At 65.3% G+C, this 22548-nt stretch carries 19 protein-coding genes; 12 read left to right on the top strand and 7 right to left on the bottom strand.

Annotated features, from left to right (window positions below; genetic code table 11):
- Nucleotides 1-185 precede the first annotated feature (185 nt).
- The 3 genes from BW970_RS11885 to BW970_RS11895 all read left to right on the top strand — a co-directional run bounded on the left by BW970_RS11885 (nt 186) and on the right by BW970_RS11895 (nt 4024).
- The gene (locus BW970_RS11885; protein WP_083701245.1) at nt 186-773 is read left to right on the top strand and encodes a TetR/AcrR family transcriptional regulator; all 588 of its coding nucleotides are present in this window, start codon (nt 186-188) and stop codon (nt 771-773) included.
- 63 nt (nt 774-836) lie between these two features.
- Complete coding sequence (locus tag BW970_RS11890; protein WP_229740492.1) at nt 837-2660, top strand: sensor histidine kinase; 1824 nt, start codon at nt 837-839, stop codon at nt 2658-2660.
- Complete coding sequence (locus tag BW970_RS11895) at nt 2657-4024, top strand: sigma-54-dependent transcriptional regulator (protein WP_076531551.1); 1368 nt, start codon at nt 2657-2659, stop codon at nt 4022-4024. Before BW970_RS11890 ends, BW970_RS11895 begins: the two co-directional genes overlap by 4 nt.
- 342 nt (nt 4025-4366) lie before the next feature.
- On the opposite strand, the gene BW970_RS11900 is transcribed toward BW970_RS11895, so the two are convergent.
- Entirely contained in the window at nt 4367-6004 is a 1638-nt protein-coding gene (locus BW970_RS11900) for an MFS transporter (protein ID WP_229740502.1), read from the bottom strand.
- Between the two features lie 331 nt (nt 6005-6335).
- Here BW970_RS11900 and BW970_RS11905 point away from each other — a divergent pair, with 331 nt between their 5' ends.
- The 6 genes from BW970_RS11905 to BW970_RS11930 all read left to right on the top strand — a co-directional run bounded on the left by BW970_RS11905 (nt 6336) and on the right by BW970_RS11930 (nt 10223).
- Entirely contained in the window at nt 6336-6950 is a 615-nt protein-coding gene (locus BW970_RS11905) for a ribonuclease D (RefSeq protein WP_076531553.1), read from the top strand.
- 3 nt (nt 6951-6953) lie between these two features.
- Entirely contained in the window at nt 6954-7592 is a 639-nt protein-coding gene (lptC, locus tag BW970_RS11910) for an LPS export ABC transporter periplasmic protein LptC (protein ID WP_076531555.1), read from the top strand.
- Nucleotides 7593-7602: 10 nt separating this feature from the next.
- On the top strand, nt 7603-8103 hold the full coding sequence (gene lptA / locus BW970_RS11915) for a lipopolysaccharide transport periplasmic protein LptA (RefSeq protein WP_076531557.1): 501 nt from the start codon (nt 7603-7605) through the stop codon (nt 8101-8103).
- Nucleotides 8103-8879: an LPS export ABC transporter ATP-binding protein gene (gene lptB / locus BW970_RS11920; protein WP_076531559.1), complete on the top strand. Its 777-nt coding sequence runs from the start codon at nt 8103-8105 to the stop codon at nt 8877-8879. Before lptA ends, lptB begins: the two co-directional genes overlap by 1 nt.
- Before the next feature lie 244 nt (nt 8880-9123).
- Complete coding sequence (hpf, locus tag BW970_RS11925) at nt 9124-9705, top strand: ribosome hibernation-promoting factor, HPF/YfiA family (RefSeq protein ID WP_076531561.1); 582 nt, start codon at nt 9124-9126, stop codon at nt 9703-9705.
- A gap of 53 nt (nt 9706-9758) precedes the next feature.
- Complete coding sequence (locus tag BW970_RS11930) at nt 9759-10223, top strand: PTS sugar transporter subunit IIA (RefSeq protein WP_076531563.1); 465 nt, start codon at nt 9759-9761, stop codon at nt 10221-10223.
- Nucleotides 10224-10290: 67 nt separating this feature from the next.
- Here the strand turns inward: BW970_RS11930 and mutT are convergent, their stop codons facing one another.
- From mutT to BW970_RS11945, 3 genes are all read right to left on the bottom strand, one after another.
- Nucleotides 10291-10689, bottom strand: a complete 399-nt coding sequence (mutT, locus tag BW970_RS11935) for an 8-oxo-dGTP diphosphatase MutT (protein ID WP_076531565.1) — start codon at nt 10687-10689, stop codon at nt 10291-10293.
- A gap of 118 nt (nt 10690-10807) precedes the next feature.
- Nucleotides 10808-12190, bottom strand: coding sequence for a bifunctional glutamate N-acetyltransferase/amino-acid acetyltransferase ArgJ (gene argJ, locus BW970_RS11940; protein WP_083701246.1), 1383 nt, complete (start codon nt 12188-12190; stop codon nt 10808-10810).
- Between the two features lie 11 nt (nt 12191-12201).
- Entirely contained in the window at nt 12202-13041 is an 840-nt protein-coding gene (locus BW970_RS11945; RefSeq protein WP_076531567.1) for a peptidylprolyl isomerase, read from the bottom strand.
- Nucleotides 13042-13235: 194 nt separating this feature from the next.
- Here BW970_RS11945 and secA point away from each other — a divergent pair, with 194 nt between their 5' ends.
- From secA to BW970_RS11960, 3 genes are all read left to right on the top strand, one after another.
- The gene (gene secA, locus BW970_RS11950; RefSeq protein WP_076531569.1) at nt 13236-15935 is read left to right on the top strand and encodes a preprotein translocase subunit SecA; all 2700 of its coding nucleotides are present in this window, start codon (nt 13236-13238) and stop codon (nt 15933-15935) included.
- 87 nt (nt 15936-16022) lie between these two features.
- On the top strand, nt 16023-16988 hold the full coding sequence (locus tag BW970_RS11955; RefSeq protein WP_076531571.1) for a hypothetical protein: 966 nt from the start codon (nt 16023-16025) through the stop codon (nt 16986-16988).
- An 18-nt stretch (nt 16989-17006) separates the two neighbouring features.
- A complete protein-coding gene (locus BW970_RS11960) occupies nt 17007-18476 on the top strand; it encodes an OmpA family protein (protein ID WP_083701247.1) in 1470 nt (489 codons plus the stop codon).
- A gap of 30 nt (nt 18477-18506) precedes the next feature.
- Here BW970_RS11960 and radC read toward each other — a convergent pair whose 3' ends face one another.
- The 3 genes from radC to dnaK form a co-directional block, all read right to left on the bottom strand.
- Nucleotides 18507-19277, bottom strand: a complete 771-nt coding sequence (gene radC, locus BW970_RS11965; RefSeq protein ID WP_076531575.1) for a RadC family protein — start codon at nt 19275-19277, stop codon at nt 18507-18509.
- Nucleotides 19278-19393: 116 nt separating this feature from the next.
- Nucleotides 19394-20545: a molecular chaperone DnaJ gene (dnaJ, locus tag BW970_RS11970; protein ID WP_076531577.1), complete on the bottom strand. Its 1152-nt coding sequence runs from the start codon at nt 20543-20545 to the stop codon at nt 19394-19396.
- 70 nt (nt 20546-20615) lie between these two features.
- Nucleotides 20616-22520: a molecular chaperone DnaK gene (gene dnaK / locus BW970_RS11975; RefSeq protein WP_076531579.1), complete on the bottom strand. Its 1905-nt coding sequence runs from the start codon at nt 22518-22520 to the stop codon at nt 20616-20618.
- Nucleotides 22521-22548: the final 28 nt, after the last annotated feature.

Consider the following 22548-nt stretch of genomic DNA (forward strand, 5'->3'; position numbering starts at 1 on the left):
CCCTGCGGCCAAGGGAGGCGATGCGCCGGACGGAGTCCGGCTGGCAAGTGAAGCTGGTCATTCTGGTTCCCTGTCTTGGTTCGGCGCTCTGCGGCGCATTAGCGAACGTCGTTCTCTAAAGGGAAAACATATATCTTGATTCTGTCAATAGAGAATGTCATTCGGTTATCAGGAGGTGGTCCTGCATGGCACGAGTGAAGAACGAACAGGTCCGCAAGGCGATCCTTGACGCAGCCGCCAAGCTGTTCGAGGAAAAGGGTTATATCGCCACGACCATCAGCAGCATCGCCAAGGCCGCGGGAACCTCACAGTCCAACGTCTATGTCTATTTTTCGTCCAAGATCGAAATCGCCTTTGCCGTGTTCGACCCCTGGTTCCGCGATCAGATCGAGGCGCTGGAGGCGCAGGTGCTGGCCGAAACGGACACAACCGCCCGGCTGCGCCTGATGGTGCGCGGCCTGCTCGAAGGCATCGCCGGGGACCGTTCGGGGCAAACCCTGACGCTGGTTCAGGCGCTGGCCACCGCGCGACCGGGCGACAACTACAGCCCCGACCTGCTGAACTGGACGATGGACCGCATCGGCGCCATGATGGCCGCCTGCCTGCCCGACACCACGGCGACCGAACGCCATGCGCTGGTGCAGGCGCTGATCCTGGCCTTTGACGGGGTCGCCCTGCGCCAGAACCTGCGCCGCACCGATCTGGACGAGGCACAATCGGTCGCGGCCGTGATGCGGCTGTTCGGCGCCATATCCGACCGTCGCGCCGCCTGAACTGCCCATTGGATGCGCGGGCAATACCGCCTAAACTCTGCCTGATTGCAGGAGGAGCCGGGCGTGACCGCCACCACCCGACGTATTCTGGCCATTGCCCTGGCCGTGCTGCTGACGGCCGTTGCGGTCGGCCATGCCGAACGTCAGGCCCGCCGCAGCTATCTGGCCGAAGCGCAGGCCCGCACCGAAACCGCGCTGGGGCTGACCACCAATGCGCTGGCCGCCTATCTTGCGCGTTATGAGGTGACGCCACAACTTCTCGCCGAACTCGATGCGATCCGGTTGATGGTGACGTTCCCCGACGATCCGATCCGCCGCGCCACGATCAACCGGCTGCTGGAGGATCGCAACGATGTGGTGGGATCGTCCGACATCTACATCATGCGGATGGATGGCGAGACCATCGCAGCCTCGAACCACGCGCGGCCAGACAGTTTCATCGGACAGAATTTCATCTATCGCCCCTATTTCTATGACGCTGCCAAAGGCGAACCGGCCCGGTTCTATGCCTTGGGCACGACATCGGGGGTGCGCGGCTATTACTTTTCTGCGCCCATTCGCAACCTCGCGGGTCAGATCGCCGGGGTCATCGCGGTCAAGGTCGGCGTCGATGCGCTGGAGATGGGCTGGCGTGGCAGCGAATACCGCATCTTCGTGACCGACCCCGAAGGGATCGTGTTCCTGTCTTCGGAACCCGACTGGCTCTATGGCAGCATCCTGCCGCTGACGCCTGACCGGCTGTCGCGCACGGCCGCGTCGCGCCGCTATTCCGACGCCGCGCTGCGGGAACTGCCGGTCACGGCAACGGATTCGGCCGGTGTGCCGCTGGTGCGCATGATGGCCGATGGTGGACCGCATGATCATGTCGCAACCGCGCAGGTCATGCCATCGGCGGGCTGGACGGTGCATGTCCTGCTGGACAGCGCGGGCGCGCTGACGGATGCGCGCATTGCCACGGCGGGCGTGGCCCTCGCGCTGTGCCTGATCGGAGTGGGCGGGCTGGTCGTCTTGCAACGCCGGGCACGGGCCGCCGAACGGCTGGCCTATGAGGCGCGCGCCAAGGCTGATCTGGAACGCAGGGTCGCCGAACGCACCGCCGACCTGGCCCGTGTCAACGCGCATCTGGAGCAGGAAGTGGCCGAGCGCAAGGCGACCGAGGCGGCCTTGCGATCCGCTCAGGCCAATCTGGTGCGGGTGGGCAAGCTGGCCGCCCTTGGCCAGATGTCGGCGGCCCTGAGCCACGAGATCAACCAGCCGCTGGCCGCCGCCCGCAACTATGCCGACAGCGCGGCCATCCTGCTGGATCGCGGCGAGGTGGCGCGCGCGCGCGACAACATCGGGCTGATCCTGTCCCTGATCGACCGTATCGGTGCCATCGGCCGCCACCTGCGCAATGCCGCGCGCAAGCCGAACCAGCGCCTGGACCCGGTGCATCTGCCCGCCCTGCTGGAAGAAACCCAGGTCATCGTCGGGGGCCGCCTTGCCTCGGCCCGCGCCGAGATTCTGGTGGATCTGCCGCCCGACCTGCCGCCGGTGATGGCCGGTGCCACGCGGTTGCAGCAGGTTCTGGTGAATCTTGTCACCAACGCTGCCGATGCCGTCGAAGGGCTGGACGACCGCCGCATCACACTGTCCGCACGACTGGAAGGCGACAGGGTCGTGATCCGGGTGCGGGACCGCGGCCCCGGTGTTGCCCCGGCGATCGCAGAACGGATCTTTGATCCGTTCTTCACGACCAAAGGCGTCGGGCTGGGCCTGGGGCTCTCGATTTCTTACAACATCGTCAAGGACTTCGGCGGCGAGATTTCCTTGCGGGATGCCGGTCCGGGGGCGGAGTTCAGCGTCGTCCTGCCCGCCGCCCTGCCCGTGTCAGAGGTGGCCGCATGACCCGGATTCTGCTGGTGGACGACGATCCGGGGATGCGGCATTCGACGGCCCAGGCGCTGGAACTGGCCGGCTTTGCCGTCGAGGCCCTGTCCTCCGCCGAGGAGGCGCTCGCGCTTGCCAGCCCCGGCTTCAACGGGGTCGTCGTCAGCGACATCCGGATGCCGGCAATGGATGGCATGACCCTGCTGGCCCGCCTGCACGAGATGGACGCCGAAATTCCGGTGATCCTTGTGACCGGTCACGCCGAAGTGCAGCTCGCGGTCGAGGCGATGCGCAAGGGCGCCTATGACTTCATCGAAAAACCCTTTGTCGTGATGGATCTTGCCACCGTGCTGCGCCGCGCCGCCGATCATCGTGCGCTGGTGATCGAGAACCGCCGCCTGCGCGCGGTTGCAGGCAAGCGGGACGACATCGAAGCCCGCCTGCCGGGCCGGACCCAGGTGATGGTGGATCTGCGCTATCGCCTGCGGGCGATTGGCGCCTCGGATGCCGATACGCTGATCATCGGGCCCACCGGCGCGGGCAAAGAGGTGGTCGCCCGCGCGCTGCATGACATCTCTGCCCGTGCCGGGCGCCCCTTCATCGCCATAAACTGTGCCGCCCTGCCAGAGGCACTTATCGAAAGCGAACTTTTCGGGCATGAGGCCGGGGCTTTTCCTGGCGCTCTGCGACCACGATTTGGCAAATTCGAACATGCCCGCGGTGGAACGGTGCTGCTGGACGAAATCGGCTCCATGCCGACCGAACTTCAGGCCAAGCTGCTGCGCGTCTTGCAGGAACGGGTCATCACCCGTCTGGGATCGAACGAGCCAGTGCCGCTTGACGTGCGCTTCGTCGCCACCAGCAAGACGGATCTGGCCGCCGCCGTGGCGCAGGGCGCCTTCCGCGAGGATTTGTACTGGCGGTTGAATGTTGCGGTGCTGCACGTGCCCCCGCTCTCGGCCCGGCGCGAGGACATACCGCTGCTGTTTCTGCAACTGGTCCGGGAATCGGCGGCCCGCCATGGTATTGCAGAACGCGATGTGCTGCCCGAGCGCCTGTCGGCGCTGGCCACGCGGGACTGGCCGGGGAATGTGCGTGAACTGCGCAATCTGGCAGAACGCTATGTCCTCAATCTCGATCCGCTGGACACCACCGGCGCACGTGGTGCCGCCGCCCCCACCGGCACCCGGCTGGCAGACCGCATGGCCGATTATGAACGCAGCCTGATCGCGGGCGCCATCGCCGCACATGGCGGGCGCCTGAAGGCGGTCTACGAATCCCTCGGGATCTCGCGCAAGACGCTCTATGAAAAGATGCAGCGCCACGAACTTGACCGGCGGCTGATCCTCGAAACCCCGGACGCCAGCGAAGATCCGCTGTAAATGGGTGGGAATCCACCCATGAATCCGGCCATCTGTCACCTGATCCACCCATTTCCCGCAGCCTCCGGCGCGAAAGTGCCAGGGCGCGGGACATGACATTTGCGTGATACGCCACGGCTCCGTCAGGTTGATCCGACGCGAGCCCAGGTCTGTGCGCGCCGGACAGCACGTTCCGGGCAGGGCGCCACCCGGATCGGGACTTCACCGAGGACGACAGCCCAAGATCGTCCCGGCAGGAAGGGGGCAAGGGGTGGCCGGGACCGGCCGCCCCTTCGCGTTTTGCAATAGAGCCGGAGCCGTTTTGCACAATGCAACTTTCGCATTTCGCAAAAGCCGACAGGGCTACAGGGTCTTGGGGCGTTCGATGATCGGCATGTCATCATGCGCCGACACAGCCCGACGTTCGATCATGCGGTGCACATGCGGACGCTCCGGCCCGCGGTGCAGGCACAATAGCCGGTCATAATTCGCCGCATCGGCGCGCGTGCGGCGCTGGTTGTGGCGGATGTAATCCGTCCAGGTCGGAACATGATAGCATTCGATCCAGATATCGGGGTTTTCCAGATCCCGCATCAACGACCAGTCCCGAACGCCATCCCGCAGCCGGACCTTGCGGCGCTCCACCATCTCGGCCAGGAATGCCTCGGTATTCTCGGGCGCAATGTCCCAATCCACCATGACGGTGATCGGCCCCGACCGCGCCTTGAGGTTCAGCCGCAGCGCCGGTTCATGGAACCTGTTCGCCGGATCCAGATCCACCTCGGAGAAATCCGGCATCCGTATCACCCGGCCCAGCGCCGCCCCCAACAGCATCAGCCCCGCCGCCACCAGCATCGCCGGAATGGTGCCCCAGACCTCGGACAACCCGCCCCAGACCCAACTGCCCAGCGCCATGCCACCAAAGGTGGATGTCTGATAGATCGCCAGAACGCGCCCCACCACCCAGCGCGGCGTTGCCAATTGGGTCGATACATTGAACAGCGACAACGCCAGAACCCAGGCCGCCCCCGCGATCAGCAGACCGGGCAGAGCCAGCGCCAGATGGGACGACAGCGCGACCATCGCCGTGCCCGCCGCGAACACGACAAAGGCGATGGCGACAATCGCCTCGATCCCCAGCTTGCGGCGCAGCCATGGGCTGCCAAGCGCGCCCCCGATCGCCCCCAGCCCGAAGGCGCCCAGCAACATCCCATAGGTCGAGGCCTGGCCCAGCAACAGATCGCGCGTCACCACCGGCAGCAACGCCAGCAGCACCACCGCCGTAAAGCCAAAGACAAAGCCCCGCGCCATCACCCGCATCAGATTGGGCGACAACAGCACATAGCGCAGCCCGATGGTGATGGCGCTGCCCAACCGCTCGGCCGGCAGGCGCCCCTCTTCGGCGGGCAAACGCCAGCGCGCCAAGGCATAGATCAGCGCCAGATAGCTGACCGCATTCAGCGCAAAGGCCGCCGACGGGCCGGCCCAGGCCACCAGCAATCCGCCTGCGGCAGGACCGACCGACCGCATCAGGTTGAAACTCATGGAGTTCAGCGTGACCGCCGCCGCCAGATCCGCGCGCGGCACCAGATCGCGGACCGACGCCTGCCACGACGGCAGATGCATGGCAGAACCAAGGCCCAGCAGGAACGTGAAGACCAGCAGGCTCCATGGCCCCAGCAGGCCCTGCCAGGCGGAAAAGGCCAGCAGGGCCGAAACCACCGCCATGAACCCCTGCGACGCCAGCATCACCTTGCGCCGGTCGATGTTGTCGGCCAGCGCCCCTGCCGGAATCGCCAGCATCATGATCGGCAGCGTGGTCGAGGCCTGCACCAGCGCCACCATGTCATGCGATGGCGTCAGTTCCGCCATCATCCAGCCCGCGCCGACCCCCTGCACCAGAGAACCGAGGTTGGACACCAGGGTGGCAAGCCAGATCAGCTTGAAATACGGATGCCGCAGCGGCGCGAACGGCGATTGGGAATGTGGCACTTCAGACATGGTCAATCGCGCGCCCGACACAGGAATCGCGCACTCCAACAGGTTTCATAGTCCGGCAATATGGCTCGACCTCCCAGACCGCAGAACCGGCCCTGACCGGCCTGCGCGATCTCAGGGTGAACCTTGTCGCAGGCGGGGTCAATGGGCCGCACCCCGGAGACCCGCAGAATGGCCGCGCGTTCAATATCCTGGGGGGGGGCGCCTCGCTGGGGCCCGTGCGAGGCCGGTCCATGGCGGCACGCGCCCCGTCGCGCCTGCCCGCCCCATGTCGGCGTTGACCCCGCCCGCCGCCGCCGCTATGCCGGGCCAGCCCCAGCGAAGGAGCCCGCCCGTGGCCGTTCATCTCTACCAGTCCGACCTGCCCGACGGCCTGAACCTTGGCCCCGTCGTCGCCATCGACACCGAAACCATGGGGCTGGATCCGCGCCGCGACCGGCTGTGCCTCGTCCAGTTGTCGTCCGGCGATGGCAATGCCCATCTGGTCCAGATCGCCCGCGGCCAGACCAACGCGCCGAATCTGGAACGGTTGCTGACCGATCCGGCCGTGCTCAAGCTGTTTCACTTCGGACGTTTCGACATTGCCGCGATGAAACAGGCCTTCGGCGTCACAACCGCGCCGGTCTGGTGCACCAAGATCGCCTCCAAGCTGATCCGCACCTATACCGACCGTCACGGGTTGAAATACCTGCTGAACGATCTGGTCGGGGTGGATATCTCCAAACAGCAGCAGACCTCGGACTGGGGTTCGGCGGTTCTGAGCGATGCGCAAAAGGACTATGCCGCGTCAGACGTCCTGTATCTGCACAAGCTCAAGGCCGAACTGGAATCGCGGCTGATCCGAGAGGACCGGCTGGACCTGGCAGAGCGGCTGTTCGCCTTTCTCCCGACGCGGGCGGAACTGGACCTGCTGGGGTGGGACCAGACCGCCGACATCTATCAGCACTAGGCCATGGCGATGCTGGGGGACAACACGCATTCCCGGCTGGTCAGCGCGCTGAAGGTTGCACTTCCGCTGACGGCACTTGTGCTGTTGTCCATGCTGTTCCTGTTGTCGCGCGGCCACGACCCGGATGCCGCCCTGCCCTATGCGCAGGTCGATATCGGTGAGTTGCTGCGCGAGCCGCGTCTGACAGCGCCAACCTACAGCGGCGTGACACGCGACGGCGATGAAGTGGTGTTTTCCGCCGAAACCGCCTTTCCCGGCGCCCCGGCCACCGGAAATGGCGCACGCGCCCTGGCCCCGCTGCTGCGCCTGATCGCCCCTGACGGTGGCGAAACCCGTGTCGCGGCCCAAGAGGCCCGTATCGACCCCGGCGCCGGGCAGTTGGTTCTGGCGGGCGCCGTGCGCGTAGAGACCCCCGAGGGCTACCGGATCGACAGTGCCGAGGTGCAGGCCAGCCTGGACCGCAGCGAGTTGCGCAGCCCCGGCGCGGTCACGGCCACCGGGCCGCAAGGACAGATCGAGGCTGGCGGCTTTACCTTGACGAGGGGGGCAGAGCCCGGACGGGAGGTTCTGGTTTTCAACGGCGGGGTCAAGCTGCTATATCAGCCCCAAACGCCCCTGCCGCCGCCGGTTCCGGCTCCATGAGACATCCGCGATGATCCCCCGCCTTGCCCTGCTCTCCGCCGTCGCCCTGATCGCCCAGCTTGCCATGGCCGGGGCGCAAGGCATGTCCGTGGGTTTTGGCGGTCTGCAACAGGACACCGGCGCCCCGGTGGAGGTGACGGCAGATGCACTGAAGGTCGACAACGCCAGCGGACAGGCCAGCTTTGACGGCAATGTCGTCGTGATCCAGGGCGCCCTGCGGATGGCGGCGGCCAAGGTGACGGTCGAATATGGCGACGGCGGTCAGGGGATCCGGCGGCTGCACGCGACCGGCGGGGTGATGCTTGCAACCAGCGCAGAGGCCGCAGAGGCCGCCGAAGCGACCTACGAGGTGGCGACAGGCGCATTGGTGATGACCGGATCGGTGCTGCTGACCCAAGGCCCCTCGACCATCGCGGGCGAGCGGCTGGTCGCCGACCTGCGCGCCGGCACCGGAGAGATGCAGGGCCGTGTCCGCACCGTATTCCAGCCGGGGCAGAAGGGCGGCAACTGATGGCCCGGATCGAAGACGCCCCCCGCGCCGGCCTGTCGGTGGCCGAAGGCAGTGCCGGGCTGCGCGTGACCGGGCTGCGCAAGAGCTACAAGCGCCGGCCGGTGCTGCGCGATGTGAACCTGACCCTGGGCCGCGGCGAGGTTGTGGCGCTGCTCGGACCGAACGGATCGGGCAAGACGACCTGCTTTTATGCCATCGCGGGGCTGGTCACACCCGAAGGCGGGCAGGTCGTGCTGGATGGCCGCGACGTGACGACGATGCCGATGTATCGCCGCGCGCGGCTGGGCCTGGGCTATTTGCCGCAGGAAGTGTCGATCTTCCGGGGCTTGTCGGTCGAGGACAACATCATGGCGGTGCTGGAAATCACCGAGCCTGACCGCCACCATCGCCGCGAACGGCTGGAGGAGTTGCTCAGCGAGTTTTCCATCACCCATCTGCGGCGGGCATCTGCCCTGTCGCTGTCGGGGGGGGAACGGCGCCGGGTGGAAATCGCCCGGTGTCTGGCCGCCTCACCGAAATATGTTCTGCTGGACGAACCCTTTGCGGGGGTCGATCCGATATCCGTGGGCGATATCCGGCATCTGGTCCACGATCTGAAGGACCGTGGCATCGGTGTTCTGATCACCGATCACAACGTCCGCGAAACGCTGGAAATCGTCGATCGCGCCTATATCCTGCATGATGGCAAGGTGTTGATGTCTGGCACCGCCGACGAAGTCGTGCGCGACGAAAATGTGCGGCGCGTCTATCTGGGCCAGAGCTTCCGGGTTTCGTGACCTTTCGGCAACCCCCCGCCCTGCGGCGGATTGTCAGCACGTGGCAGTTGACAACTGGCGTGATCGTGGCGCCAAATGAGCCGATGCGTGCACACCGAGCCAGCCTCAGGACAAGAATTCCCGCCCCGCTGCGCGACGCCGCAGACCGGCAGGCGGACCGGCTGGCCCCGACCCCCACGACCCCAAGGCACGGGCCCCCGCACCCTGCGGGACACACCCGGCCGACCCGCGCGAAGGAGGCGACATGCGGTATCAGATCAGTGGCAGGCACATCGACATTGGCGAAGCCTTGCAGACCCATGTAAAGGCAGAGCTGGGAGAAACCGTCGAGAAATACGCCCAGCGCCCGACCGAAGCAGTGGTGGTGTTCTCGCGCAACGCCCATGAATTGGTGTGCGAGTCGACCATCCATCTGTCCACGGGCCTGACGGCCCAGGCCAAGGGCCAGGCCGCCGAAATCTATGCCGCCTTCGAAAGCTGCCGCGAGCGGCTGGACAAGCAGATGCGCCGCCACAAGCGCCGTTTGCGCGACCATCACAATCGGCGATCGGAGCCTGTTGAATTCGGGGCCGGGGCCTCGTATATCCTCGCCGCGACCGAGGAGCCGGACGAATCGTCAGAGTCCGATGACATGCTCCAGCCCATCGTGATCGCCGAGATGGAGACCAAGGTTCCCGAGGTCTCGGTCGGCGAAGCAGTGATGCAGCTGGAATTGTCAGGCCAGAAACTTCTGGTGTTCCGCAACGAAGGACATGGCGGGGTGAACGTGGTCTATCGCCGCGAAGACGGCAACATCGGCTGGATCGACCCCCGCAACAGCAAATAACGGCGGCGGGCGCGCCTTTCAGGCGCGCCTTTGCCCCCCGGCAACGGATCGACATGGACATCGCTAAAATCCTCAAACCCGAAGCCGTGCGCGTGCTGGCCGGTATGACCAGCAAGAAACGGCTTTTCCAGGATCTGGGCGAGGTGGCTGCGGCCGTCTATGGCCTGACCGCCGGCGTCGCCGTCGATGGACTGCTGGAACGCGAAAGCCTTGGCCCCACAGGCGTGGGCCACGGCATCGCCCTGCCCCATGCCCGGCTGGAAGGGCTGGACCGCATTGTCGGCGTCTTTGTCCGTCTGGAAAAGCCGATGGATTTCGACAGTGTGGACCGCCAGCCGGTCGACCTGATCTTTACCCTGTTCGCGCCCAAGGACAGCGGCGTCGAGCATCTGAAGGCACTGGCACTGATCTCGCGCACGATGCGCGATGCCAATGTCTGCGCCAAACTGCGCGCCAATGGACAGGCTGCAACACTGTATGCGATCCTGACCGAAAACCGGCCACAGGCCGCCGCATAGGCGCAATGGCCCTGCGGGCGACCGGATCCTCCATCAGGCGCCCTGCCGGGCGCCTTTTGATTGGGGGCTACAGCCAGTCGCGCAGGATCGGGATAAGCGGGATATCGGCGGGGGGCATCGGATATTCCGCCAGTTGGGCCGGGCGGACCCATTTCAACCTCTGCCCTTCGCGGGGCATGACGGTCCCTTGCCAGCGGCGGCAAGCATAGAGCGGCATCAGCAGGTGAAACCCCTCGTACCCATGGCTGGCGAAGGTCAGCGGGGCCAGACAACTGGCCCAGGTGTCGATGCCCAGTTCCTCGCGCAGTTCCCGGACCAGCGCCGCTTCGGGCGTTTCACCCGGCTCGACCTTGCCACCGGGAAATTCCCACAGCCCTGCCATGGACTTGCCCTCGGGCCGTTGGGCCAGAAGAACACGCCCGTCAGGATCGACAAGGGCGACAGCGGCAACGAGGAGGAGTTTCATGGCGTGCAGTCCCTTGCGGGCGGCAGGCCAAGCGGCGGCCCACCCCCGGCAGCAGTTGAAGGTCGCACTCGCCGATACCCCGGCAAATGCCTGCCGGGGTATCGGGGCGCAACGCCGCTCAGGAGCGGTAATCGGCGTTGATGTCGATGTAGCGATGCGTCAGATCGCAGGTCCAGACCCTGCGCTCTGCCGTTCCAAGGCCCAGATCGACGGTGATCAGCAGTTCCTGGTTCTTCATGTAGGCCGAAGTTGCGTCTTCGGAATACTCCGGGTTGCGCCAGCCTTTTTCGGCAACAAGGATGTCCCCGAAACGGATCGACAACAGATCGCGGTCTGCCTTGGCCCCCGATTTGCCGACGGCCATGACGATACGGCCCCAGTTGGCATCCTCACCAGCGATGGCTGTCTTGACCAGGGGCGAATTGGCAATGGCCATGGCCACGCGATGCGCATCCGGGGCATCCGCCGCGCCGGTCACGCGGATCTCGACAAACTTCGTCGCCCCTTCGCCATCCTTCACGACCTGATGCGCGAGGTCCATCATCACCCCGCGCAACGCGGCTTCGAAGTCGCGGGCGGTCTTGCCGCGCAAATCCTTGATCTCGGCGGCCGGGCTGGTGCCAGTCGCGGCCACGATCAGCGCGTCGGAGGTCGACGTGTCGCTATCGACGGTAATGCAGTTGAACGTATCATCCACCTGGCGGCTGACCATCTTTTGCAGCACGCCCGGCGGGATCCTTGCATCGGTGAAGATATAGACCAGCATCGTTGCCATATCGGGCGCGATCATGCCCGACCCCTTGGCGATACCCGCGATGCGGATCGGGCCGCCTTCGCCGTCGATTTCGGCGGCCGCCCCCTTGGGGAAGGTATCGGTCGTCATGATCGCACGGGCCGCCCCTGCGATGCCCTCTGGCGACAAGCCCGCGACCAGATCGTCCAGCGCATCGGTGATACGGTCATGCGGAAGCGGCTCGCCGATCACGCCCGTGGACGAGGTGAAAACGCGCGCGGCGGGAAGGCCGAGCTTGTCGCCCACGGCCTGGGTCAGGGCATCGACACTGGCCTGACCGGCGGCGCCTGTGAAGGCATTGGCATTTCCCGAGTTGACCAGGATCGCCGCACCCTCGGCGGAAACCTTGGTCGACAGCTTGGCCTGTGCATCCAGCACACAGGCGGAACGGGTGGCGGAACGGGTGAAGGCGCCGGCAACCGACGTGCCAGGGGCAAGGCGCACCAGCATCACATCGGTGCGGCCCTTGTAGCGCACTCCGGCGGCGGCCGATGCGAATTCGACCCCACCGATCACGGGCAGCTCAGGAAACGCGGCCGGCGCCAGCGGCGACACCGCCGAGGGCGTGTTGACCTTGACCATTGCAGCCCCGGCAGCCCCCGCCACGGCGGCGGCAGTATCCCCCGCCGCCTTTTCCACGCGGGCCGAAAGCTTCGAGAGCTTTTTCTTCAGCCCCTTCGCCTTTGACTTCCAGTCCTTCTTGCCCATGACGGCGCCTCTCAATTGCCGAACAGCGTGGGAGAGTTCAGCAACGCGGGATCGACCCCCTCGTCGCTGCGGATGACGGTCACACCGTCGGTCGCCGCCTTGATACGGGCCTCGACAGCGGCCTGTTCCAGTTCTGCGACCAGTTCCTCGCGCACCGCCTCCAGCGCAGGGGCCTCGGCCACGCGGGTTTCGTTCAGCTTGATCAGATGCCAGCCGAATTGGGTCTGGATCGGCCCGCCGATCTCGCCAGCCTTCAGGGCGACAACCGCATCCTCGAAGGGTTTGACCATCATGCCCGGACCGAACCATCCCAGCGACCCGCCGCCCGCCGCGGCCCCATCGGTCGAATGCTGGCGTGCGAGTTCGGCGAAATCGGCGCCGCCTTCGATCTCGGTCTTCAGCTTGGCCGCTTCTTCTTCGGTTTTCACCAGAATATGGGCCGCGTTGTATTCGGTCCCCGGCTCTGCCGTCGCAAAGCGGGCGTCATAGGCCGCCTGAATGGCCTCGTCCGTGATGGCCGCCTTCACCGACTCTTGCAGTGCCAGCCCGGCCAGATAGGCGCGGCGGTCATTCTCCAGCGTCAGTTCGTCGCGTTTGGTGATCAGTTTCGCGGCATCCTGCGACAGCGCGGTCTGCTGGATCACCTGATCCAGAAGGCCGCGGAACAGGACATCCGCGGGCAACTGCTGATATTGCGCGGGAAGCTGTGCACGCAGCGCCGCCAGATGGCCCAGGGTGATTTCAGTGTCATTGACCTTGGCCACGACAGTTGCAGCATCCTGCGCGGTGGCTTCAAAGGCCCATGTCGCCCCGAGAACCGCCAGAATAAAGCCGCCTGCATGTAGTTTCATTGCCCATCCCCTGCATACCGCGAACCTTGGCGGCGTTGACACCTTGCGGACAGCCCCTTACATCGCGGAGGGTCGCGTGGCGGGGATGCCTGCTCCTGAATGCTCTTCTAGGCAAGGCGGGGGGCATGGGCAAGCCCGCGCACCACGCACGGCGGATCACGAACGGCGGCGCCGTTCCCAAGGGACGTAGACAGATGCTCGGTTTCGGAACACTGGCGCGCGCGGTCTTCGGCACGCCGAACGACCGCAAGGTCAAATCGGTTCGCCCGCTGATCGCCAGGATCAACGCGCTGGAGCCGGAATTTCAGGCATTGACCGACGACGGGTTGAAAGAACGCACCCAGCTTTTCAAGGAGCGCGTCGCCAAGGGCGAAAGCCTGGATGACATCCTGCCCGAAGCCTTTGCCAACTGCCGCGAGGCGGCCCGGCGGGCGCTTGGGCTGCGGGCCTTCGATGTGCAGTTGAAGGGCGGCATCTTCCTGCATCAGGGCAATATCGCCGAAATGAAGACCGGCGAGGGCAAGACCCTTGTGGCAACCTTTCCGGCCTATCTGAATGCGCTGACCGGCAAGGGCGTGCATGTCGTCACGGTGAACGACTACCTCGCCAAGCGCGATGCCGACTGGATGAGCAAGGTCTATGCCGCGCTGGGGCTGACCACCGGCGTTGTCGTCCCCTGGCAGCCCGAGGAAGAAAAGCGCGCCGCCTATCGTTGCGACATCACCTATGCCACCAACAACGAGCTGGGCTTCGACTATCTGCGCGACAACATGAAGGGCCGGCTGGAAGACATGGCCCAGCGCGGCCACTACTTTGCCATCGTTGACGAGGTCGACTCGATCCTGATCGACGAGGCGCGGACGCCGCTGATCATCTCGGGCCCCTCGCAGGACCGTTCGGAACTTTACACAGCCGTGGACAAGGTGATCCCCGCCGTGGGCGAGGACCATTTCAAGCTGGACGAGAAACAGCGCAGCGTCACCTTTACCGACGACGGCAACGAATTCATCGAGCAGGCGCTGCTGAACGCAGGCATCCTGCCCGAGGGCCAGTCGCTCTATGATCCGGAATCGACCACCATCGTGCACCATGTCACCCAGGCATTGCGGGCGCACAAACTCTACCACAAGGATCAGCAATATATCGTCCGCGACGGCGAGGTTCTGCTGATCGACGAATTCACCGGCCGCATGATGAAGGGCCGCCGCCTGTCCGACGGCCTGCATCAGGCGATCGAGGCCAAGGAAGGCGTGCAGATCCAGCCGGAAAACACCACGCTGGCGAGTGTGACCTTCCAGAACTATTTCCGGCTTTACGAAAAGCTGGGAGGCATGACCGGCACTGCGGCCACCGAGGCCGAGGAATTCATGGAGATCTATCGCCTTGGCGTGGTCGAGGTGCCGACGAACCGGCCTGTCGCCCGCAAGGACGAACATGATGCCGTCTATCGCACCGCGCGCGAAAAATACGACGCCATCGTCAAGGAAATCCAGGCGGCCAACGCCAAGGGCCAGCCGATCCTTGTCGGCACCACCAGCATCGAGAAATCGGAAATGCTGTCGGCGCTGCTGACACAGGCGGGTGTCGCCCACAATGTTCTGAACGCCCGCCAGCACGAGCAGGAAGCCAAGATCGTTGCCGATGCCGGCAAACTTGGCGCCGTGACCATCGCCACCAACATGGCCGGGCGCGGTACCGACATCAAGCTGGGCGGCAATGTCGAATTCAAGGTGATGGAGGCTATCGCCGCCAACCCCGAGCGCCACCCCGACGAAATCCGCGCCGAAGTCGAGGCGGCCCATGCCGGGGACGAGGCGGCGGTCAAGGCTGCGGGCGGCCTGTTCGTTCTGGCCACCGAACGGCACGAAAGCCGCCGCATCGACAACCAGTTGCGCGGCCGCTCCGGCCGTCAGGGCGACCCTGGCCGCTCGGCATTCTACCTGTCGCTGGAAGATGATCTGATGCGCATCTTCGGGTCGGAACGGCTTGACAAGATGCTGACGACCCTGGGCATGAAGGATGGCGAGGCCATCGTGCACCCCTGGGTCAACAAGTCGCTGGAAAAGGCGCAAGCCAAGGTCGAGGCGCGCAACTTCGACATTCGCAAGCAGTTGCTGAAGTTCGACGATGTGATGAACGATCAGCGCAAGGCCATCTTTGGCCAGCGGCTTGACATCATGCGGTCCGAGGATCTGTCCGAAACGGTGGCCGACATGCGCGATCAGGTCATCGAGGATCTGGTCGATCAGTACATGCCGCCGAAATCCTATCCCGATCAGTGGGATGTCTCCGGCCTGGCAAATGCCCTGCGCGACAAGCTGACGATGGACCTGCCGATCGCCGACTGGGCCGCCGAAGAAGGCGTGGACCAGCAAGCGATCCGTGACCGCCTGGTCGAAGCCGCCGATGCCATGATGGCCGAAAAGGCCGAAGCCTTCGGGCCCGAGACGATGCGCGACATCGAAAAGCAACTGCTGTTGCAAGGGATCGATGCCAAATGGCGCGAGCATCTGCTGACGCTGGAACATCTGCGGTCGGTCGTCGGGTTCCGTGGCTATGCCCAGCGCGATCCGCTGAACGAATACAAGACCGAAGCGTTTGCGCTGTTCGAATCCATGCTGAACGCCTTGCGGGCCGACGTCACGCAGCACCTGTCGCGCATCCGCCCGCTGACCGAAGACGAACGCGCTGAGATGATGCGCCAGATGGTGGCACAGCAGCAGATGGCGCAGGCCCCTGCGCCGCTGGAAGGCCCCGCCGCCGAGGCACCGCAGCAGCAACTGGCCGGGTTTGACGAAGCCGACCCGGCCACCTGGGGCAATCCGGGCCGGAACGACCCCTGCCCGTGCGGATCGGGCCTCAAGTTCAAGCATTGCCACGGCAAGCTGACCTGACGGCCGATTGTTTCCCCATCGCTGCCACTCTGTTGCCGCTTTCCATCGCCAATATGGTCCTGTGCCGTAAGGTGATGGAGCGGGCAGATGAACAAGCAACGAATCGTTCGGGTGGCGGCTATCGTGGCAGTTGCCGGCGTGACCGGCTTTGTGATGCAATCGCAGGACAAGGGTCAGCCGGTGGGGTCGCAAGGCCCCCGGATTGCGGCCGCTGTCGATCCGGTGGCACCCGCATTCGCCGGGGCTGCCGCCCTTCCCCTGCCCCGGCCTGTTGTGCCCGATTCGGGCCAGACCGCCGAACTCTCCCCCCCGGTCACAGAGCCGGCGCCGGTTGTCGCGGAACCTGCGGCGCAGGTGGTCGTCACCGACCCCGCGCCACAGGTGGTCGAGGCTGAACCGGCCTGTTCCGATGACATGGTCCTGATCGCCCAGCCCGGCGCCATGATCGACCTGGGCCTTCTGGCGGCGTGCCGCCCGGATCAGCGGGTCACGATCCGGCATGGCGGGCTGGTGGTCACGGGCCATACCTCCGCCGCTGGCACCCTGATCGCCTCGATTCCCGCCCTAAGCGATCCTGCCGAGATCACCCTTGCCTTCGCCGATGGAACACAGGTCAGCCAGGCCATCGCTGTGCCGGATCTCGCCCGGTTCGAGCGTTTCGGCGTGCAGTGGATGGAAGGCGATGCGTTCCAGCTTCACGCCTTCATCCGCCAGTCAGGGGCCGAAGTCTTTGGCGATAGTGCGGCCCGGCCGACGGCCGAGGGCGGGTTTCTCAGCCAGTTGGGCGATTCCACGACGCAACGCCCGCTGCTGGCAGAGGTCTACACCTATCCCGCCGGGGTTCGTGCCCTTTCCGATGAGGTGGATCTGACCATTGAATCTGCCGTCACCACCGCCACCTGCGGCCGCGAAATCCTGGGGGAGACGATACAGCTCAGCGCGGGGCATATCACGCTGCGCGATCTGATGATCGAGATGCCGGGATGCGAGGCGGTGGGCGAATACGTGGTCTTGCCGAATCCCGTCGCACCAGAGAAACTCGCCTCCAACTAGGGAAACCCCGAGCATATCATGCACGCAGTCTTTCGCGCGGCGGCCAGAACCGCCGCGCTTTGCATTTGCCTTGGCACGCCAGCGATGGCGCAGGATGCGACGCTTACCTCCCGTGGGGGCGGGTTGTCCGTTGCGGGGCGGCTGATCAGCTATGATGGCCTGATCTATCGCATCGACACCCAATGGGGCCGTCTGAGCGTGGATGCCGCAGCCGTCGACTGCACGGGCCCCGGTTGCCCGGACCTGACCCGGTTTGCCCCCGAGCTGCGGATTGCGGTCGAACCCTGGCTGGCCGACCGGGTGCTGATGCCGCTGATCCGCAGCTTTGCCCGATCCGAGGGCATGAGCCTGGAGGAACGCGGCCCCCTGTTGGAACTGGCCCATGGACCCAAGCCGGAATTGCGGGTGCGCCTGCGCCCGCTGAGCGGCCCTGCAACGCCCGTGCTGGCCGCCGACGATGCCGATGCCGCGCTGGCGGTGGCCGAACCGGCGGGACGGCTGGTCGCGCATCTGCCGATGGTGCCCGCCACATCGCCTCATGCGCCCACCGGCCCATTGAACATGCAGGCCCTGCGCCGGCAGCGGGCCGAAGGCGGCGACTGGGCAATGTTGACCAGCGAGCCCCGTCCGCTTGTCTGGCACAGCCTGCCCGCTCAAGGCAGTATCGACCGGGCAACGACGCAGACGCTCGGCCCGCTGCGCGCGACTTCAGAACGCGCGCACGATCCTGAGACGCTGGCCGCCGCACTGCGGCGCGACCCCTGGGGCATCGCGTTGCTGCCCTTACCCCTGCCGCCGGGCCTGATGGCGCGCGACATCGTGCTGGGCTGCGGCCTGATGGCGGATCTGTCGCCCTTTGCCGCTGCGGCGGGCGACCATCCGCTGTTGCTGCCGGTGTCCTGGATCGAAACCGGGCGCCGCCTGCCGCCCGTCGCCCGTGCCCTTGCCGACCACCTCGCGTCGCCCGTCGGACAGGCGGCACTGATCACGGCCGGACTGCCTGCCGCCTCGCCCATGCTGCGCCAATCGCTGGATGCGGCGGGTATCCGGTTGTACAATACCTTGGCCGATCCGAACCCCGCCCTCGCACTGGCAGACCGGCAGGCCGCGCTGGCCGCGCTGACGCACGGCACGCGACTGGCCCCGACCTTTCGCTTTGATCGCCGCAACGGCGCGCTGGATGCCGCTGCACGCAGCGCGTTGAGCGATCTGTCGGCCTATCTGGCAACCGCCCGGCTTACCGGGCAGGAGGTGGTGCTGGTGGGCTTTTCCGACGGTGCCGGGTCGGCTGCGCACAGCCGGTCGGCAGCACTAGCCCGCGCCGATGCGGTGCGCGATGCCTTGCTGGCGGCGACCCCCGACCTGCCCGATACGGTGGTTCTGCGCAGCGAAAGCCTGGGCGCGGCAATGCCGATCGCCTGCAACGACACAGCGGGCGGCCGACATGCCAACCGCAGGGTCGAGGTCTGGCTGCGTCCCATCCGCTGATACGGGCAGCGGGGCCATTGCGCCACCGTCCTACAAATAACCTTGCGAGCGAAAGCTCGTCTCGCGGGACCGCCCCACGATGATATGGTCGTGCAACACCAGGCCCAGCGCCTCTGCCGCGTCGCGGATGCGGTGGGTCATCACGATATCGGCCTCTGATGGTGTGGGGTCGCCGCTGGGGTGATTGTGGACCAGAATCATCGCACTGGCATCCAGTTCAAGGGCACGCTTGACCACCTCGCGCGGATAGACCGGCACATGATCCACCGTCCCGCGGGCCTGCTCCTCATCCGCGATCAGCACATTCTTGCGATCCAGGAACAACACGCGGAATTGTTCAGTCGCGCGATGTGCCATCGTGGTATGGCAGTAATCCAGCAGCGCATCCCAGCCCGACAGGACATGGCGGTTCAACACCCGCGCCCGCGCCAGCCGCGCGGCCGCCGCCTCGACCACTTTCAACTCGCAGATCACCGCCTCTCCCACGCCTTCGACGGTTTCGAGCCGCGCGGAGGGGGCCGAGATGACCCCGTTGAAGTCGTGAAACGTCGTCAGCAAGCGGTGGGCGAGTGGCTTGACATCCTGACGGGGAATGGCCCGGAACAGCACCAGTTCCAGCATTTCATAATCCGGCAGGGCGGCGGCGCCACCGGCCATGAACCGCGCCCGCAACCGCGCGCGGTGATCCTTGATGTAGGAGGGCAGCCGCGCGCCCCGTTCCAGCGGCAACAGCGCCGGATCCTCCGGCCCGGAGGCGGGGTCGAACAGCGGCAAGGGGGCTTCGGCAAACTGTCGGGTCATGCCCCGAGCTTGCACAAGGAAGATGAACATGGCGTTAACAGCGCCACCAGGCTGCGTGGGTCACGGCGCGCGCCCGCCCGCGCCACAGGAACAGCGGGGGCCAGACCCCCGCGTCCCTAGCGCTTGCCGTCCCAGAAGCTTTTCACCTTGGAAAAGAAACTGGATCCTTCGGGATTGTTGTCCTCTGACAGCCGGTCGAATTCCATCAGCAGCTCACGCTGCCGCGCCGTCAGGTTCACCGGCGTTTCCACGGCCAGTTCGATCAGCATGTCACCGATCCCGCCGCCGCGCAACGCAGGCATCCCCTTGCCGCGCAGACGCATCTGCTTGCCGGTCTGGCTTCCGGCAGGAACCTTCACCTTGGACCGGCCACCGTCGATGGTCGGAACCTCCACCTCGCCGCCAATGGCAGCGGTGGTGATCGAAACCGGCACCCGGCAATAGAGATGCGCCCCGTCACGCTGAAAGATCGGATGCTCGCGAACCTCGATGAAGATGTACAGATCCCCGGTCGGACCGCCACGCAGACCCGCCTCGCCCTCTCCGGCCAGCCGGATCCGGGTGCCGGTTTCCACCCCGGCAGGAATGTTGACCGACAGGGTGCGCTCTTTCTCGACCCGTCCGGCACCGCCACAGGCCCGGCAGGGGTTCTTGACCGTCTGCCCGGCGCCGCCACAGGTGGGGCAGGTGCGTTCGATCGTGAAAAATCCCTGTTGCGCCCGAACCTTGCCCAAGCCCGAACAGGTCGGGCAGGTCACCGGCTCTGCCCCGCCCTCGGCGCCCGTCCCATGACAGGATTCGCAGCTTACGGCAGTCGGGACCGAGATCGTCTTTTGCACACCCTTGAACGCCTCTTCCAGCGTCACGCGCAAGTTGTAGCGCAGATCCGATCCGCGTTGCGCGCGCGAACGGCCACCCTGGCCACCCCGCCCGCCCATGAAATCGCCGAACAGATCCTCGAACACATCGGAAAAGGCGCTGGCGAAATCGCCCTGCTGGCCAAAGCCCGCCCCCCGCCCCCCGCCGCCGCCGCCCATGCCACCTTCAAAGGCACCATGGCCGAAACGGTCGTACGCCGCCTTTTTCTGCTCGTCCTTCAGGACGTCATAGGCCTCGTTCGCTTCCTTGAACTGCGCTTCCGCCTGCGGATTATCCTGGTTGCGGTCGGGGTGCAGCTCTTTGGCCTTCTGCCGGTAAGCCTTCTTGATCTCGTCGGGGGATGCGCCCCTTGCGATGCCAAGTACTTCGTAGAAGTCACGTTTTGCCATTGTCTACCCCTTTGGGCCAAGGCAAGGGGGCGGCCCCTTTCAGGACCGCCCCCGCCTGCGCCCGCCCTTGTCAGCGGCGCTTGCGGTCTTCGCCCAAGTCCTCGAAATCGGCATCGACGATATCTTCGTCGGCGCCCGGACGTTGCTCTTCCCCATCCGAGTCGCTGGCCTGGGCCTTGTAGATCGCCTCGCCCAGCTTCATCGCGGCTTCGGTCAGGTTCTGCATCGCGCTGCGGATCTTGCCGACATCCTGCCCTGCCAGCGCATCTTCAAGCGGCGACATGGCCAGTTCGATGGCTTCGACCGTCGAAGGATCGACCTTTTCCGAATGTTCGGTCAGCGATTTCTTGGTCGAATGCAGCAGGCTTTCGCCCTGGTTCTTCGCCTCGACCAGTTCCTTGCGCTGTTTGTCGGCTTCGGCATTCGCCTCGGCGTCGCGCACCATCTGTTCGATCTCGGCGTCGGTCAGACCGCCCGAGGCCTGGATGGTGATCCGCTGTTCCTTGCCGGTGCCCTTGTCCTTGGCGGAAACCGACACGATGCCGTTGGCGTCAATGTCGAAGGTCACCTCGATCTGCGGCATCCCACGCGGTGCCGGGGGGATGTTTTCCAGGTTGAACTGGCCCAGCATCTTGTTGTCGGCCGCCATCTCCCGCTCGCCCTGGAACACGCGGATCGTCACCGCGTTCTGATTGTCCTCGGCGGTCGAGAAGACCTGGCTTTTCTTGGTCGGGATCGTGGTGTTGCGGTCGATCAGACGGGTGAACACGCCGCCCAGCGTCTCGATGCCCAGGGACAGCGGGGTGACGTCCAGCAGGACCACGTCCTTGACATCGCCTTGCAGCACACCCGCCTGGATCGCGGCGCCCAGCGCCACAACCTCGTCAGGGTTCACGCCCTTGTGCGGTTCCTTGCCGAAGAACTTGGTCACTTCCTCGACCACTTTCGGCATACGGGTCATACCGCCGACCAGCACCACCTCGTCGATGTCGCCTTTCGACAGGCCCGCATCCTTGAGCGCAGCGGCGCAAGGCTTCATCGAGGCCTTGATCAGGTCATCGACCAGCGATTCCAGCTTGGAGCGCGTCAGCTTCATCACCATGTGCAGCGGCTGGCCCGTGTTGCGGTCCATGCTGATGAAGGGCTGGTTGATCTCGGTCTGCTGGCTGGAGGAGAGCTCGATCTTGGCCTTTTCCGCCGCCTCTTTCAGGCGTTGCAGGGCCATCTTGTCCAGCGTCAGATCGACACCGTGTTCCTTTTTGAACTCGTCGGCCAGATAGGTCACGATGCGCATGTCAAAGTCTTCACCGCCCAGGAACGTATCCCCGTTGGTGGATTTGACTTCGAACAGGCCGTCGTCGATTTCCAGGATGGTGATGTCGAACGTACCGCCGCCAAGGTCATAGACCGCGATGGTGCGCGATTCCTTCTTGTCCAGCCCGTAGGCCAGGGCGGCTGCGGTCGGCTCGTTGATGATGCGCAGCACTTCGAGGCCCGCAATCTTGCCCGCGTCCTTGGTGGCCTGGCGCTGTGCGTCGTTGAAATAGGCCGGAACCGTGATCACGGCTTGCGTGACGGTTTCGCCCAGATAGCTTTCGGCGGTTTCCTTCATCTTCTGAAGGATCACGGCAGAGATCTGCGCCGGGCTGAACTTATCGCCCCGCACTTCGACCCATGCGTCGCCATTGCCACCATCCACGATGGCATAGGGCACCAGCTTCTTGTCCTTGGTCACGGCCGGGTCGGTGGTCCGGCGGCCGATCAGACGTTTGACGGCAAAGACGGTGTTGGTGGGGTTGGTCACGGCCTGCCGCTTGGCGGGCTGACCGACCAGGCGTTCGCTTTCCGTGAACGCGACGATCGAGGGCGTGGTACGTGCCCCTTCCGAATTCTCGATCACACGGGGCTGCGACCCGTCCATGATGGCAACGCAGCTGTTCGTGGTGCCGAGGTCGATACCGATGACTTTGGCCATGTTCATTCCTTCTCAGGCGATGTGCTGG

Source organism: Gemmobacter megaterium, from assembly GCF_900156815.1.
In the GTDB taxonomy this organism is placed as follows: Bacteria; Pseudomonadota; Alphaproteobacteria; order Rhodobacterales; family Rhodobacteraceae; genus Wagnerdoeblera; species Wagnerdoeblera megaterium.